The organism is Lactobacillus sp. ESL0700, from assembly GCF_029392095.1.
Lineage (GTDB): Bacteria > Bacillota > Bacilli > Lactobacillales > Lactobacillaceae > Lactobacillus.
Map to the genome: position 1 here is coordinate 844,245 of NZ_CP113930.1, position 14,855 is coordinate 859,099.

The following is a 14,855-nucleotide window of genomic DNA, read 5'->3' on the forward strand; positions in this document are numbered from 1 at the left end:
ATGGATAAAGTTATGGCGCAGCTTGAAGGGCTGGTAGCCCATTATGAAGAGCTTCAAGAAATGATGGCCGACCCAGAAGTCATCAGTGATACCAAGCGCTACATGGAAATCTCAAAAGAAGAGGCAGATTTGCGCGATGTCGTGCAAAAATACCAAAAATATAAGGCAGACAAGCAAGAGATTGCCGATAATAAGGAAATTATTTCAAGTGAAAGTGACAGCGACCTAGTTGACATGGCTAAGGAAGAAAATCACGATCTTGAACAAGAAATCGGCGAATTGGAAGACCAAATCAAAATATTGATGCTGCCAAAAGACCCTAATGATGATAAGGATATTATCATGGAAATTCGCGGTGCTGCTGGTGGTGACGAAGCCTCATTATTTGCCGGTGATTTGCTCAGAATGTATGAAAAATACGCTGAACGACAAAATTGGCAAGTATCAATAGTTGATAGTGAACCAACAGAAGTAGGCGGCTATAAGCGGATTGCCATTATGATTACCGGTGACAAAGTTTATTCTAAGCTCAAGTACGAAAACGGTGCGCACCGAGTACAACGGGTACCGGTAACTGAGTCACAAGGTCGGGTTCATACGTCGACTGCGACTGTTGCGGTTATGCCTGAATATGAGCAGGTAGATTTGGATCTTGATCCTAAGGATATTCGGGTTGATGTTTATCGTTCAAGTGGTGCCGGTGGTCAGCATATTAACAAGACTTCTAGTGCCGTTCGAATGACGCACTTGCCAACGGGGATTGTTGTTGCCATGCAGGATCAACGTAGTCAGCAACAGAACCGGGAAAAGGCGATGCAAATTCTGAAGTCACGGGTTTATGACTATTATGAAAGCCAAAATCGTGACCAATATGATGCTAAAAGAAAGAACGCCGTTGGTACTGGTGACCGTTCAGAGCGGATTCGGACTTATAATTACCCGCAAAACCGGGTAACTGATCACCGAATTGGTTTTACTTTAAATAAACTTGACCGAGTAATGAACGGCGAACTGGATGAAATTATCGATGCTTTAATTTTATATAACCAAACTAAGCAATTAGAGGAGCTGGCTGATCAAAATGCCTAAAATTACAACACTGCGAGATTTACAAATTTGGTCTGTTGAAACTGCACCAGATGCAAGGCCTGAAGATGTGGAATACTTGCTGGCTGAAAGATTAAATTTAACGCCCAGTGAGTATGCCCTAAAGCATGATTTACAATTAACGCCTGAGCAATTGAAGCAAGCACAAAAAGATGTTAATAAACTAGCTAAGGGAATGTCGCCGCAATACATTTTGGGCTATGCCTGGTTTTACGGCTATAAAATCATGGTTCAACATGGGGTTTTGATTCCACGCTTTGAAACTGAAGAGCTAGTTAACTGGGCGCTAGATCATCTGCAATCAGGTGATAAGGTGTTGGATTTGGGGACAGGCTCCGGCTGCATTACGGTTGCTTTAGCTAAAGAAGCTGCAAGCAAGGGCATTACTGACCTAGATTTATACGCTTCAGATGTTACCGATGCAGCATTGCGAACTAGCGAGGAGAACTTTGTCACCTATGACCTTGACGTAACAACACGTAAAGCCAATGTCTTAATTGGCCTTGAGAAGTTTGATCTGATTATTTCTAATCCTCCTTATATTAAGGAAACAGAAAAAAATCTCATGGACCAAAATGTCTTGCAAAACGAACCTAAAGAAGCACTATTTGGCGGGAAAAATGGCTTAGACTTTTACCAAAAATTTGCCAAACAAGTTCGGGAGCATTTAAATAGTCATGGTGAGTTCTTCCTAGAGTATGGCTTTAGCGAAAAGGAGCAGTTAAGCGAATTATTTGCTAAAGAGTTGCCAGACTTTACGGTTGAGTTTAAAAATGACATGGCAGGTAAGCCACGCATGGTTTATGGAAAGTGGAATAAGTAGATGGAAACGAAAATTTTTTCAGAAGGACAAATTGATGATGCAGTCAAATTGCTAGCTGCAGGTGAATTAGTCGCTTTTCCAACGGAAACGGTTTATGGCCTGGGAGCAATTGCCACTAATGAAAAGTCCGTCAAGGGTGTTTATGCAGCTAAGGGGCGACCAAGTGACAATCCGTTAATTGTGACGGTTTCAGACGCTGAAATGATGGCAAGATATGCCAAAGAAGTGCCAGAACGGGCAAAAAAGTTAATTAAGCACTTTTGGCCAGGCCCATTAACATTGTTGCTTTTTGTTAAGCCTAGTAGCCTGCCTAGCGCTGTTACTGGCGGTCTTGACACAGTTGCCTTTCGCTGCCCCGATGACAAGCTGACCCATGATTTAATTGCCAAGTTGGGTTATCCGATTGTGGGGCCGTCAGCCAATACATCAACTAAGCCTAGTCCGACAACTGCACAACATGTTTATCATGATCTTAAGGGCAAAATTGCTGGTATCATTGATGGCGGAGAGACAAGAGTTGGATTAGAATCAACGATTATTGACTTGTCAGTTGCGACTCCGATTGTTTTGCGTCCCGGCGAGATTACTCCGGAAGAGCTAAGTGCAGTTTTGGGAGAAAAGGTACTGATTAACACCGGCAAGGTTTCTGATCAGGATGTACCAAAGGCACCAGGGATGAAGTACCGGCACTATGCACCTGCTGCTCCTGTAGTGGTAGTTGATGATGCTAAAGACTTTGCGCAGATTAATTTTGATAAAACAACAGGCGTGATGGCTCTTGATGCTGAATTAGCTAAAATTTCTGCACCAGAAGAAAATAAATTTAGCTTAGGGCAAAATTTAGCCGACGCTGATCATAATTTGTTTGGCGGCCTACGTTATTTTGACGATAAAAAGGACATCAAACAGATCTTTGTCCAAGGCTTCAGTGGTAGTGAAGCAACTTTAGCTTATATGAATAGACTAAATAAGGCTGCTGCTGGGCACCACTACCAAGCAAATTAAAAAATTACTAGCAAAGGACTTTAAACCCTCTGCCGTTTTGATTAAAATACTTGTTAAGTATGATTTATATTTTTAGGAGGAAATTATGGGCAAATTTACAGTTTTGGATCACCCATTGATTCAGCACAAGTTAACCATTATCAGACGTAAGGAAACGAGTTCTAACGAATTTCGCCGGATTGTCGGTGAAATTGGTGGTCTTATGACTTATGAAATCACCAGAGATTTGCCATTAAAGGATGTTGAGATTGAAACACCAATTGGCAAGACTACGCAGAAGGAAATTGCCGGCAAAAAAATGACGATTGTGCCAATCTTGCGTGCTGGTATTGGGATGCTTAACGGTGTAATGGAAATGATTCCGTCAGCTAAGGTTGGCGTTATTGGGATGTACCGTGATGAAGAAACTTTGAAGCCACATGAATATTTCTGCAAGATGCCAAAGGATATTGCAGAACGTGAATGCTTGGTTGTCGACCCAATGCTTGCCACTGGTGGTTCAGCTAATATGGCTATTGGTGCTTTGAAGAAGCGCGGCGTTAAGGATATTAAGTTAGCTGTCTTAGTTGCTGCACCAGAAGGTGTTAAGGCAATTCAAGAAGAAAATCCAGACGTTGATATTTATGCCGCAGCCGAAGATAAAGAATTATTGCCAAACGGCTATATTTTCCCAGGTCTTGGCGATGCTGGTGACCGGCTATTTGGAACTAAATAGTCTTGCATTTGGCAAATTAATTTTAGAATTCGCTTACAATTTTTCACAAAATTAATGTTTGGTGTTAATATTGTATGAGTGTTCGATAATTGAGCACAGGAAGGGAGGTCCGCGAAGTAATGGAGAAATCATTTGTTTTTAAATTCTTGGGCTTAACCTTTGATCTTACTGGGATCATTGGCTCAACTTTAATGGCAGCAGTGGTTTTATTTGTCTGTATTTGGCTTTCACGTAAAGTTGAAATGAAACCAAACAAAAAGCAAAATGTGCTAGAGTATCTACTTGATTTCACAGATAACATTGTTAAAGATAATGTTGGCGATCAAGATGCACAGAAGCACTTGTCACTTTATGCTTTTGTTTTGTTTCTCTTCATCTGGTTTATGAACATGCTTGGCTTGTTCATGGAAGTCAAAGCTGGTGACTACATGTTTGTTAAGTCACCAACAGCTGACCCAGTGACGACAATGTCGTTTGCAATGATGACCTTGCTTCTATCATTCACGTTTGGAATGCAAAAGTTCGGCGTTGGTGGATATTGGCGCAATTACGCTTCACCAGTTGGTTTTTTGTTCCCAATCAATATGATTGAGGAAATTACTAACTTTTTGACGTTGTCCTTGCGTTTATACGGGAATATCTATGCTGGTGAAGTTTTGCTAACATTAATTGGAAATAGTTTAGCTCCAAGCTTTGGTATTTCTACGTTAATTTTAGCTGCGCCGCTTGCAATGATTTGGCAAGGTTTCTCTGTCTTCATTGGCTCTATCCAGGCATATGTTTTCGTAACTTTGTCAATGGTTTACATTGGGAAAAAGGTTACAAAGGAATAATTTTTTTGGAGGTTAAAATATGTCACAAGCTTTTAAATATTTAGCTGCAGCACTTGCAGCAGGAATCGCTGCTTTAGCTGCTTCTTGGGGTAACGGAAAAGTTATTACTAAGACAATTGAAAGCATGGCTCGTCAACCAGAAAGTGCTGGTAATTTAAGATCAACAATGTTTATCGGTGTTGGTTTGATTGAAGCCGTTCCTATTTTGGCAGTCGTTGTTGCGTTCCTGATTCTCTTCCTTTAATTTTTTTACTAAAAGATTTAGGTTGAAAAAGAGAGAAGGGCAGTAAATGACATTTCAAACTTTATTTGCAGCCTCAGGTCATATTTATCTTGGTAATACCCTTTGGTATTTAATTGTTTTTGCAATTTTGCTTGCTTTAGTTAAGCATTATGCTTGGGGACCAGTCTCCGACATGATGGAGAAACGGCGCCAAAAGGTAATTAATGATTTGGATTCAGCTGCAAGCGATCGTAAAAAAGCTGAAATTTTAGCTAATGAGCGTGAAGCTGCCTTGAAGAATTCAAGACAAGAGGCAACTCAGATTCTCTCTGATGCAAAGGCTAATGCGGAAAAGACAAGCAGCAAGATTGTGGCTGATGCCAATAACGATGCTGCTTCAATTCACGATAAAGCTAAGGCTGATGCTGCTCAAGCAAAAGTTGATGCTTTGAATGAAGCACGCGGTCAAGTTGCAGATATTTCTGTAGCAATTGCTGAAAAGGTAATTGCCAAGAATTTATCTGCTGCTGACCAAAAAGATTTAGTCGATCAATTCATTAAGGGGCTGAATGAATAATGGCCTTAAGTAGAGAAGAAATAGCTGCACGTTACGGAACAGCACTGTTCGGCTACGCACAGGATATGAATTCTTTGGATGCTGTTCATGCGGATTTACAGGAGTTAGCGCAAGCTGTTTCTGCTAATCCGCAGATCTTGAGTGTTTTTAGTGATCCGATTTTTAATAGCGATGAAAAAAGGGCTTCACTTGCGGTGATTGAAAAAGATCTCAACGCCGAAGTACAGAACTTTTTGAATTTTCTACTAGAATATGATCGTTTTGCGGATTTGCTTGATATTATTGATCGTTTTAACGATTTATATGATCAGAAAAACAAGATTACGTCAGGTACTGCAACTACGGCAGTCAAGCTTGACGATGCGCAATTAGCTGCTTTAAGTAAAAGCTATGCGCAAAAGTACGGCTTAAAGGATGTTCGACTTGAAAATAAAGTAGACGAAAGCATCTTAGGCGGTGTAGTCTTACGCATTGGTGACCGTTTAATTGACGGCTCCGTTAAAAACAAGCTGAAGAAGATCCGCGTTCAGTTAATAAATAAAGATTAAAAGAGGTGAAACCATTGAGCATTAAAGCAGAAGAAATTAGCTCTTTAATCAAGCAGCAACTTGAGCACTATGATGACAAGCTCGACATTAATGAAGTCGGGGTTGTAACATACATAGGTGATGGTATCGCCCGGGCTCATGGACTAAACAATGTTTTGGCTAATGAGCTGTTAGAATTTGACAATGGTTCTTATGGGATTGCTCAAAACCTTGAAGCCAATGATGTTGGTATTATCATTTTGGGTAATTTTGATAACATTCGTGAAGGGGACCAGGTTAAAAGAACTGGTCAAATCATGCGTGTTCCAGTTGGTGACGCATTAATCGGCCGGGTTGTTAACCCATTGGGTCAACCTGTTGACGGTTTAGGCGAAATCAAGACAGACAAGACGCGACCAATCGAATCAAATGCCCCAGGTGTTATGCAGAGACAATCTGTTAACCAACCATTGCAAACGGGTATTAAAGCGATTGATGCATTGGTACCAATCGGTCGTGGTCAACGTGAGTTAATCATTGGTGACCGTAAGACCGGTAAAACTAGTTTGGCAATTGACACAATTTTGAATCAAAAAGGGCAAGATGTTATTTGTATTTATGTCTTCATTGGTCAAAAAGAGTCAACTGTTAGAACTGAAGTAGAAACTTTAAAACGTTTCGGCGCAATGGATTATACTATTGTTGTTGAAGCAGGACCTAGTGAACCAGCACCGATGCTGTATATTGCACCTTATGCTGGTACCGCGATGGGTGAGGAATTCATGTACAACGGTAAGGATGTTTTGGTTGTCTTTGACGATCTATCCAAGCAAGCCGTTGCTTACCGTGAACTTTCCTTGCTTCTCCGTCGTCCGCCTGGTCGTGAAGCATATCCTGGTGATGTTTTCTATTTGCACTCACGTTTACTTGAACGTAGTGCTAAATTGAGTGATGAATTAGGTGGCGGTTCAATGACTGCATTACCATTCATTCAAACTGAAGCCGGCGATATTTCTGCCTATATTCCAACTAACGTAATTTCAATTACCGACGGTCAGATTTTCTTGCAAAGTGATTTGTTCTTTGCCGGAACTAGACCAGCGATTGATGCCGGAAACTCAGTTTCTCGTGTTGGTGGTAGTGCGCAGATTAAAGCAATGAAGAAGGTAGCCGGTACTTTACGTACTGATTTAGCTGCCTTCCACGAATTAGAAAGTTTTGCTCAATTTGGTAGTGACTTGGATCAAGCGACCCAAGCTAAGTTGAACCGCGGTCGTCGGGTTGTTGAAGTTTTGAAGCAACCTTTGCATGATCCGATTCCAGTTGAGAAGCAAGTTTTAATTCTTTATGCCTTAACGCATGGTTATTTGGATTCAATTCCAGTTGAAGATATTGCGCGGTTTGAAAAGGAAATGTATGACAACTTTGATAGTTCTCATGCTGATCTTTTGAAACAAATTCGCGAAACTGGTGAATTACCAGATGAAAAAGAATTACAAGCTGCAATTAGCAAATTCGCTGATAGTTTTTCACCAAGTAATAAATAGGAGGTAGCTTATGCCTGCATCTTTACTTGAGTTGAAGAAAAAAATTGCTTCAGTTAAGCAAACTGGTAAAATTACGGAAGCCATGAGAATGGTTTCTGCATCAAAGTTAAATCAAACCGAAAAACGTGATAAAGGTTATACAATTTATAACGATCATGTTCGGCAAACTTTGTCGCGGCTAATGAGTAGACAAGTCGTTAACCACTTGCATAAAGAAATGGTAAGTGCTGACGAGGATAACATCAGTAAGATTGATTACGAAAATGTGTTTGGTCTTGGAATCGTTTCCGATATGGTGCAGGAGCGCAAAGAAGTTAAGTCAACTGGTTATTTGGTAATAACTGGTGACCGCGGACTTGTTGGCTCTTACAACAGTGCTGTCATTAAAAATATGATGGGATTAATCGAAGATTCGAAAGCCGAAAACAAGGATATTAAAATCTTAGCTGTTGGGTCAGTTGGCGCGGACTTTTTCAAGAAAAACAACCTTAACGTTGTTTATGAAAATGATGCGATCACTGATGTACCGACTTTTGATGAAGTTTTACCAATTGTTTCAACCGCAATTAAAATGTATCTGAATGGCGTTTATGATGAGTTGTACGTCTGCTACACGCACCATATTAACTCGCTGTCATCTGCATTTAGGGTTGAAAAAATGCTACCAATCGTTGATATTGATATTGGCGTTGAGGAAGCTGAAGTACATAAAGATTTAGAATATGATATTGAGCCAGACATTAATACTGTCTTGTCAACTTTAGTACCGCAATATGCGCGTTCAACAATTTATGGTGCCATTTTGGACGCCAAGACTGCTGAGCATGCTAGTTCAATGACGGCAATGCAGAGTGCGACAGATAATGTTAATGACTTGGTATCGAGTTTAACTACTAAATTAAACCGTGCAAGACAAGCTGAAATCACCACTGAAATTACTGAAATTGTCAGTGGTGCCGAAGCTTTGAAATAAATAGAGAAAAGGAGGTAGATGTTTTGAGCGAAGGTGAAGTTGTTCAAGTAATCGGCCCAGTTGTCGATGTTAAATTTCCACTTGATAAAAACCTACCTGATATTAACAACGCATTGCGCGTAGTTATATCAGAAGATACTTCTGTTGTCCTTGAAGTTACACTTGAGCTTGGCGATGGTGTTTTAAGAACTATTGCCATGGAATCTACTAATGGTCTCAGACGCGGGATGAAGGTTGAAGACACTGGCGGTCCAATTTCAGTACCAGTTGGTAATGATACTTTGGGTCGTGTGTTCAACGTTCTGGGCAGTCCAATTGATAATGGTCCTGAATTTAGTAAGGATCATCCGCGCAAGAGCATCCACAGGGAAGCTCCTAAGTATGCAGAACTGACAACTAGTCAGGAAATTCTTGAAACAGGAATTAAAGTTATTGACTTGCTCGAGCCTTATGTTCGAGGGGGTAAAGTTGGTCTGTTTGGTGGTGCCGGTGTTGGTAAAACCACGATCATTCAGGAGTTAATCCACAATATTGCGCAAGAACATGGTGGTATTTCCGTGTTTACTGGTGTTGGTGAAAGAACTCGTGAAGGTAATGACCTTTACTTTGAAATGAAGGCTTCAGGCGTTTTAAGTAAGACTGCTATGGTCTTTGGTCAGATGAATGAGCCGCCTGGTGCCAGAATGCGGGTTGCTTTAACTGGTTTGACTTTAGCTGAGTACTTCAGAGATGTTGAAGGGCAAGATGTTTTGCTCTTTATTGATAACATTTTCCGGTTTACTCAGGCTGGTTCAGAAGTTTCCGCTTTGCTTGGTCGGATGCCTAGTGCCGTTGGTTATCAGCCAACGCTAGCAACAGAAATGGGCCAATTGCAGGAAAGAATTACTTCAACAACGAAGGGTTCAATTACTTCAATTCAAGCCGTTTATGTGCCAGCCGATGACTATACCGACCCAGCGCCTGCTACGACGTTTGCTCACTTGGATGCTACTACCAACTTGGAGCGTAGCTTAGTTGAGCAAGGTATTTATCCAGCCGTTGACCCACTTGAGTCAACTTCTAGTGCTTTGGATCCAGAAATTGTTGGTAAGGAACACTACGAAGTTGCAACTGGTGTACAGCATATTTTGCAACGTTACCACGAATTGCAGGATATTATTTCTGTTTTGGGTATGGACGAGTTGTCCGATGAAGAAAAAGTAATCGTTAGTCGGGCGCGGAAGATTCAGTTCTTCTTATCGCAAAACTTCTTTGTTGCCGAGCAATTTACTGGTGTTCCCGGTTCATATGTTCCAATTAAGGATACAATCAAGGGCTTTAAGATGATTTTAGATGGTCATCTTGATGATTTACCTGAAGATGCTTTCCGTAGTGTTGGTCCAATCGAAGATGTCCTTAAAAAGGCACAAAAGATGGGTGTTACAGCTAGTGACCCAGCTGCAAAAGCATTATTAGAAAAGTAGGGTGATGTCAAATGGCAGATCCAGAGAAACTTTTTTTGGTAAATATTGTTACTCCTGATGGCGTGATCTACTCGCATCATTCCAGTATTGTGGAAATGCGGGCAATTGATGGTCAGCGTTCAGTTATGTACAATCACTTGCCGATATTAACTCCACTTGCAATTGGTGAAGTTAAGGTTAAGCGAAGTAAGGAAATGAACCAAGCAGTCAATCATATTGCTGTAAGTGGCGGCTATTTTGAATTTTCAGATAACGTTGCTACAATCATTGCCGATAGTGCTGAACGTGCCAAGAACATTGATGTTTCGCGGGCACAAGCTGCTCGTGATCGAGCACAAAAGTACATGGCAGAAGCAAAAGCTCAGCATGATCAACGTTCATTACAGAGAGCTCAGATTGCATTAAGACGAGCTGTAAACCGGATTAGTGTTTACAATTCTAATAATTAGTAATACGAGTTTTAAACGGATGCACGAGAGTGTATCCGTTTTTTGTTAATAATAGAATGCGAGAAATAGAATGTTTCAACTTGGAGTGCATGCGTTAATCAGCATTGTAATCTATTTGATTACAATTGGATTGTCTTTTCAAATTATGAAAAGCATCCAAATTGAAAAAATTATTCGCAAGGGTAGAACCTTTGAAGCACAATTATTGCTGATTTTTGCAGCAATCGGACTTGGCTTTTTAGTTGGCAATTTCTTTGTAACCTTAATTGATACGTCATTGCAATTAAGCAATTTCTTTTAAGACTTAGTAAAAAGGTTAAAGTCAAAGGAAAAGCTGTTTTCTTTATGGTAAAATGAACAATGAATATTTATGGAGGATTATCGTGGCACGAGATATAGGAATCGATTTAGGGACAGCAAATGTGCTTATCAACGTCTCCGGCAAGGGGATTGTATTAAATGAGCCATCAGTAGTTGCTGTCAACACAAGTACAAATAAAGTGGTAGCAGTAGGAACCGAAGCATACAAGATGGTTGGCCGGACTCCGGGCAACATTCGGGTTATTCGTCCGCTCAAAAATGGCGTAATCGCTGACTTTGACATTACTGAGGCGATGTTGTCATACTTTATTGAAAAGTTAAACGTAAAAGGCTTTATGTCCAAGCCAAATATTTTGATTTGTGCACCAACTGGTGTAACTTCAATTGAGCAGAAAGCAATTATTCAGGCAGCAGAAAAATCTGGTGGCGGTAAAGTTTACCTTGATTTTGAGCCGAAAGTTGCTGCTGTCGGTGCTGGCTTAGATATTTTTAAGCCTCAAGGTAATATTGTGATTGATATTGGTGGGGGGACCACTGATATTGCAGTCTTATCAATGGGCGAAATTGTTACCAGCCAATCGTTGCGTTATGCCGGCGACCACATGAACCAAGCAGTTGTTTCTTACATTAAGAATAAGCACAATTTGCTAATTGGTTCACGCACGGCTGAACAGATTAAGATTGAAATTGGTAGTGCATTTGAACCGGACAAGGAAGAAACAATTACGGTTCGTGGCCGGGATATGGTAGATGGCTTGCCTAAGCAGGTTACTGTTTCTGCACCTGAAATTCAGGAAGCCTTGCATGATGGTCTGATGACAATTATTGCTTCAACCAAGGAAGTCTTGGAAAAGACACCGCCAGAGTTGTCTGCTGATATTATTGATCGCGGCATTATGCTTACTGGTGGTGGCGCACTGCTCAAGAACATTGATAAGCTAATTTCGTATTATTTGAAAGTTCCTGTTTTAACAGCTGACCATCCATTAGAAGCAGTTGCTTTAGGAACAGGTACATTACTTAAAAATATCGAAAAGCACCAACGTCATTAATTCGCGGGGGAAATTGACTTGCGTAAGATTTTGATTTTTTTAGTTAAAATTTATCAGAAACTGATTTCACCAATTTTGCCACCAACATGTCGGTATTATCCAACGTGTTCAACCTATATGATTGACGCTCTTAAGAAGCACGGACCGTTGTTAGGACTAATAATGGGAATTTGCCGTATTTTGCGTTGCAATCCGTTTGTTCGCGGCGGCGTTGATCCAGTTCCCGATAAGTTTACTATTTTTCGTAATCCTCACCCTGAAAGGTATGAGGATGAGATTATTGCAAGAAAATTTCACCCAAATGTGAAGTAGGAGATAAAATGTCAAAAAAACCAGAAAATATTAATATTGAAATTAATGAAGTCAAGGGCAAAGAGGTCCCGACTTGGGAAGTGGTTATCCCGAATAAAAAGTCAATTGGCTTAATTGAAAAGATTGATGGCCGTTATCGTGCCACTACTGGCAAAACTAGTAATGTTTTATACGCAAAGACGCTTGAAAGTAGTGTCAATGACCTATTATCATACTTTGCGTTACATGAAAAATAGATGTGATCATTAATGGTAAAAGTAGAAAATGAAACGGATTTGTTTGACCGGATTGCATGGAATGTAGTTGTTCCGGTTATCCTGCTTGCATTAGTTGGTCTGTATTCGATTTATTTTGCGGCAGTTGACGATCCTAGTCACATGGGTAGTCCGATGAAAGCAGTGGTTATGCAGGGGTTGTGGTATGTCATTTCTCTTGCCATTGTTGTTTTTGTCATGCAATTTGATGCAGAGCAACTGTTGCGCGTCGCGCCGTATATTTACGGCTTTGGGATTATCTTACTGATAGCCGTCCTGTTTTTCTATAATCGTAGTGTAGCGGGAGATACTGGTGCCAAGAGTTGGTTCAAATTGGGGCCAATTTCGTTTCAGCCATCAGAAGTCATGAAGCCGGCATTTATTTTAATGCTGGCACGAGTTGTTCATGAGCATAACAAAAAATTTGCGCATACAATTAAAAATGATTGGCTGCTAATTGGTAAGATGGCAGGATGGTTATTGCCAGTTGCAATTCTGTTGAAATTACAAAACGACTTCGGAACGATGTTGGTCTTTATTGCCATTGTTGGCGGTGTTGCATTAGTTTCAGGTATTTCGTGGAAAATTATCGCGCCGATGTTTGCAGCTGTATTTGTTTTAGCTGCAAGTGTGATTTTTATGGTAACAACAGAAGGCGGCCAGGCTTTTCTGAGTCACTTCTTCCAGGCATACCAGTTTAAACGGATTATGTCTTGGCTGAATCCGGCAACTGACACCTCCAAGGGTGCTTATCAACTATGGCAAAGTATGCAGGCTATCGGCTCAGGACAGCTCTTTGGTAATGGCTTTGGTAAATTGAGTGTCTATGTTCCCGTTCGCGGCTCAGACATGGTTTATTCGGTTATTGGCGAGTCATTTGGCTTTGTCGGCAGTGTTGCAGTCATTCTGCTTTATTTGTACTTAATTGTTCAAATGGTTAAGATTACCTTTGATACTCGGAATGCATTTTATTCTTATGTATCCACAGGGGTTATCATGATGATTTTGTTCCACGTTTTTGAAAATGTGGGCATGAGCATTGATCTGTTGCCGCTGACGGGGATTCCACTACCGTTTATTTCACAAGGTGGGTCTGCCTTGATTGGTAATATGATTGGTATTGGGATGATTTTATCCATGAAATTTCATAATAAGGATTACATGTTTAGCCAAGCTGGCGACTTTTAAAATTTATAACAATCAAAAAAATGCATTTACTTTAGGGTAAATGCATTTTTTGTATTAACAATAATTATTTAGTTAGAGCTGAGTTTTCTCTTGAGCGGCAAACGAGAACGTCACAGTTGGCAGTTCTTGTAACATATTCAGTTACACTGCCGATTAGCAAACGCTCAACGGCATTAAGTCCAGTAGAACCAAGGACGATTAGGTCAACGTGATGCTTCTTAGGAAATTCATGCGCAATAATTGCTTTTGGCGAACCAAATTCGATTGAAAAATGAACGTCCTGCACACCTGCTTGTTTAGCATCTTTGTAATATTGTTCCATTTTTTCTTTTGCGTCATTGGAGACCTGTTCAATCATCTCGGAGTCAAAACTCGAGACATTTTGAAATGATCGCGTATCAATTACGTGCAAGATTTCTAGTGTTGCGTCATTGCGGATAGCAGCCGAAACTGCTTTTTTGAAGGCCAGGTCAGCCTCTTTAGAACCATCAACGGCGACTTGAATGTGGTGATATTGTTTCATCATTAGAACACCTCTTTCACCATCTATTTTACCAAATTTTTGGTTAGTTATTCATTCTTTTGATTAATTAATAGACTAAAAATCAAAATAGTGAGTGAACTAAAAATCAAAGTAATTAAATTTAGGTAGCGATTAACTTGTAATAATAAGAAAATACCGAAAATTGTTTCAACAAAAAGCAGTATCGCCGTCCAGCGCATAATTTCCTTGAAATTATTTGTGCTTTTGCTGTTATAGATTAGGAATTGATTGTCTTGACAGTGCCAGAGGTAGAGGGAAGTTATCAGTAAAATTAGCAGATAGATTCCCATAATAATTTTAATAGCCATAAAAACTCCACAAAAAAAACGGTTCAACAACCGTTTTGTAAAATCTCAAAATAAATCCGAGTTGACAAAACAGAGCATAATGACGCTTGTTGAACCCGCAGTGTTCAAAAATTGAGTAGTAGCGCAGCGAATATGGATCCTATTCTATGATAGTTTTCCGATTCGGTAGTTATTTACTTACTCGCACGTCTTTAGTTTGATCGGTCAACTTTAATACATTTAAGCTTGTCGATCAACTCAGATCAACTATTATACTACCCAAGATCATTATGATTGTCAAGAGTTTAAGTCGCCTTATTGTTAGCGCTTTCTAAAATTAATTAATTTATCATGTTAAATTCGAAAGTTAAAAGCTAGAGCAGGTAGTCTTTATTTGAAAGTAGGGCCATTATAGTGTTACTTGATAAAATCGGGCAGCAGACTAATTTCATTTAAAGTTCAGATTAAATTGTCACATTTCGAATTGTTAGAAGTAGCAGTTTGAAATGTTTTTGCTTTCAGTTAAACTATATAGCTACTTTGACAACGTAAATCAGCTTTTGCTTTGAATACTTATAGACCTATTAATTAGATTGATTTTTGAGCGATTTGTTGTCGATTAACAAGTTATATAGATATAAAAATGTAAGCGAAT

Annotated in this window: 18 protein-coding genes; 17 read left to right on the forward strand and 1 reads right to left on the reverse strand. The window is 39.9% G+C overall.

The window, feature by feature from the left end; all coding sequences use genetic code 11:
• The 17 genes from prfA (at position 1) to OZX63_RS04155 (ending at position 13,369) form a co-directional block, all read left to right on the forward strand.
• Entirely contained in the window at positions 1 to 1,089 is a 1,089-nt protein-coding gene (gene prfA, locus OZX63_RS04075) for a peptide chain release factor 1 (protein ID WP_277144843.1), read from the forward strand.
• A complete protein-coding gene (gene prmC, locus OZX63_RS04080; RefSeq protein ID WP_277144845.1) occupies positions 1,082 to 1,930 on the forward strand; it encodes a peptide chain release factor N(5)-glutamine methyltransferase in 849 nt (282 codons plus the stop codon). Before prfA ends, prmC begins: the two co-directional genes overlap by 8 nt.
• Positions 1,931 to 2,935: an L-threonylcarbamoyladenylate synthase gene (locus OZX63_RS04085; RefSeq protein ID WP_277144847.1), complete on the forward strand. Its 1,005-nt coding sequence runs from the start codon at positions 1,931 to 1,933 to the stop codon at positions 2,933 to 2,935.
• Between the two features lie 85 nt (positions 2,936 to 3,020).
• The gene (gene upp, locus OZX63_RS04090; RefSeq protein WP_277144849.1) at positions 3,021 to 3,650 is read left to right on the forward strand and encodes a uracil phosphoribosyltransferase; all 630 of its coding nucleotides are present in this window, start codon (positions 3,021 to 3,023) and stop codon (positions 3,648 to 3,650) included.
• A 119-nt stretch (positions 3,651 to 3,769) separates the two neighbouring features.
• Positions 3,770 to 4,483: a F0F1 ATP synthase subunit A gene (gene atpB, locus OZX63_RS04095; RefSeq protein WP_277144851.1), complete on the forward strand. Its 714-nt coding sequence runs from the start codon at positions 3,770 to 3,772 to the stop codon at positions 4,481 to 4,483.
• A 19-nt stretch (positions 4,484 to 4,502) separates the two neighbouring features.
• Entirely contained in the window at positions 4,503 to 4,727 is a 225-nt protein-coding gene (gene atpE, locus OZX63_RS04100) for a F0F1 ATP synthase subunit C (RefSeq protein WP_277132528.1), read from the forward strand.
• Between the two features lie 46 nt (positions 4,728 to 4,773).
• On the forward strand, positions 4,774 to 5,283 hold the full coding sequence (atpF, locus tag OZX63_RS04105; protein WP_277132530.1) for a F0F1 ATP synthase subunit B: 510 nt from the start codon (positions 4,774 to 4,776) through the stop codon (positions 5,281 to 5,283).
• Complete coding sequence (atpH, locus tag OZX63_RS04110) at positions 5,283 to 5,831, forward strand: ATP synthase F1 subunit delta (protein ID WP_277144853.1); 549 nt, start codon at positions 5,283 to 5,285, stop codon at positions 5,829 to 5,831. The genes atpF and atpH overlap by 1 nt, the downstream gene beginning before the upstream one ends.
• A 14-nt stretch (positions 5,832 to 5,845) precedes the next feature.
• Complete coding sequence (atpA, locus tag OZX63_RS04115; RefSeq protein ID WP_277144856.1) at positions 5,846 to 7,357, forward strand: F0F1 ATP synthase subunit alpha; 1,512 nt, start codon at positions 5,846 to 5,848, stop codon at positions 7,355 to 7,357.
• A 10-nt stretch (positions 7,358 to 7,367) separates the two neighbouring features.
• Positions 7,368 to 8,330, forward strand: coding sequence for a F0F1 ATP synthase subunit gamma (locus tag OZX63_RS04120; RefSeq protein WP_277144858.1), 963 nt, complete (start codon positions 7,368 to 7,370; stop codon positions 8,328 to 8,330).
• A gap of 23 nt (positions 8,331 to 8,353) precedes the next feature.
• A complete protein-coding gene (gene atpD / locus OZX63_RS04125; RefSeq protein WP_277132537.1) occupies positions 8,354 to 9,793 on the forward strand; it encodes a F0F1 ATP synthase subunit beta in 1,440 nt (479 codons plus the stop codon).
• Between the two features lie 11 nt (positions 9,794 to 9,804).
• On the forward strand, positions 9,805 to 10,242 hold the full coding sequence (locus OZX63_RS04130) for a F0F1 ATP synthase subunit epsilon (protein WP_277144860.1): 438 nt from the start codon (positions 9,805 to 9,807) through the stop codon (positions 10,240 to 10,242).
• A 70-nt stretch (positions 10,243 to 10,312) separates the two neighbouring features.
• The gene (locus OZX63_RS04135; RefSeq protein WP_277144861.1) at positions 10,313 to 10,543 is read left to right on the forward strand and encodes a DUF1146 family protein; all 231 of its coding nucleotides are present in this window, start codon (positions 10,313 to 10,315) and stop codon (positions 10,541 to 10,543) included.
• 82 nt (positions 10,544 to 10,625) lie between these two features.
• The gene (locus tag OZX63_RS04140) at positions 10,626 to 11,615 is read left to right on the forward strand and encodes a rod shape-determining protein (RefSeq protein ID WP_277132540.1); all 990 of its coding nucleotides are present in this window, start codon (positions 10,626 to 10,628) and stop codon (positions 11,613 to 11,615) included.
• Positions 11,616 to 11,633: 18 nt separating this feature from the next.
• Positions 11,634 to 11,927: a membrane protein insertion efficiency factor YidD gene (yidD, locus tag OZX63_RS04145; protein ID WP_277144863.1), complete on the forward strand. Its 294-nt coding sequence runs from the start codon at positions 11,634 to 11,636 to the stop codon at positions 11,925 to 11,927.
• 8 nt (positions 11,928 to 11,935) lie between these two features.
• Positions 11,936 to 12,163: a DUF2969 domain-containing protein gene (locus OZX63_RS04150; protein WP_277132544.1), complete on the forward strand. Its 228-nt coding sequence runs from the start codon at positions 11,936 to 11,938 to the stop codon at positions 12,161 to 12,163.
• 12 nt (positions 12,164 to 12,175) lie between these two features.
• On the forward strand, positions 12,176 to 13,369 hold the full coding sequence (locus OZX63_RS04155) for an FtsW/RodA/SpoVE family cell cycle protein (RefSeq protein WP_277144865.1): 1,194 nt from the start codon (positions 12,176 to 12,178) through the stop codon (positions 13,367 to 13,369).
• Positions 13,370 to 13,433: 64 nt separating this feature from the next.
• On the opposite strand, the gene OZX63_RS04160 is transcribed toward OZX63_RS04155, so the two are convergent.
• Complete coding sequence (locus tag OZX63_RS04160) at positions 13,434 to 13,895, reverse strand: universal stress protein (protein ID WP_277144867.1); 462 nt, start codon at positions 13,893 to 13,895, stop codon at positions 13,434 to 13,436.
• Positions 13,896 to 14,855 lie beyond the last annotated feature (960 nt).

What these genes read in the sequence shown, in the direction of transcription:
- OZX63_RS04135 (WP_277144861.1), top strand. Translation starts at nt 10,313, where the DNA reads ATGTTTCAACTTGGAGTGCATGCGTTAATCAGCATTGTAATCTATTTG.
- upp (WP_277144849.1), top strand. Translation starts at nt 3,021, where the DNA reads ATGGGCAAATTTACAGTTTTGGATCACCCATTGATTCAGCACAAGTTA.
- OZX63_RS04085 (WP_277144847.1), top strand. Translation starts at nt 1,931, where the DNA reads ATGGAAACGAAAATTTTTTCAGAAGGACAAATTGATGATGCAGTCAAA.
- atpB (WP_277144851.1), top strand. Translation starts at nt 3,770, where the DNA reads ATGGAGAAATCATTTGTTTTTAAATTCTTGGGCTTAACCTTTGATCTT.
- OZX63_RS04150 (WP_277132544.1), top strand. Translation starts at nt 11,936, where the DNA reads ATGTCAAAAAAACCAGAAAATATTAATATTGAAATTAATGAAGTCAAG.
- OZX63_RS04120 (WP_277144858.1), top strand. Translation starts at nt 7,368, where the DNA reads ATGCCTGCATCTTTACTTGAGTTGAAGAAAAAAATTGCTTCAGTTAAG.
- OZX63_RS04155 (WP_277144865.1), top strand. Translation starts at nt 12,176, where the DNA reads ATGGTAAAAGTAGAAAATGAAACGGATTTGTTTGACCGGATTGCATGG.
- OZX63_RS04160 (WP_277144867.1), bottom strand. Translation starts at nt 13,895, where the DNA reads ATGATGAAACAATATCACCACATTCAAGTCGCCGTTGATGGTTCTAAA.
- prfA (WP_277144843.1), top strand. Translation starts at nt 1, where the DNA reads ATGGATAAAGTTATGGCGCAGCTTGAAGGGCTGGTAGCCCATTATGAA.
- atpE (WP_277132528.1), top strand. Translation starts at nt 4,503, where the DNA reads ATGTCACAAGCTTTTAAATATTTAGCTGCAGCACTTGCAGCAGGAATC.
- atpF (WP_277132530.1), top strand. Translation starts at nt 4,774, where the DNA reads ATGACATTTCAAACTTTATTTGCAGCCTCAGGTCATATTTATCTTGGT.
- OZX63_RS04130 (WP_277144860.1), top strand. Translation starts at nt 9,805, where the DNA reads ATGGCAGATCCAGAGAAACTTTTTTTGGTAAATATTGTTACTCCTGAT.
- atpH (WP_277144853.1), top strand. Translation starts at nt 5,283, where the DNA reads ATGGCCTTAAGTAGAGAAGAAATAGCTGCACGTTACGGAACAGCACTG.
- prmC (WP_277144845.1), top strand. Translation starts at nt 1,082, where the DNA reads ATGCCTAAAATTACAACACTGCGAGATTTACAAATTTGGTCTGTTGAA.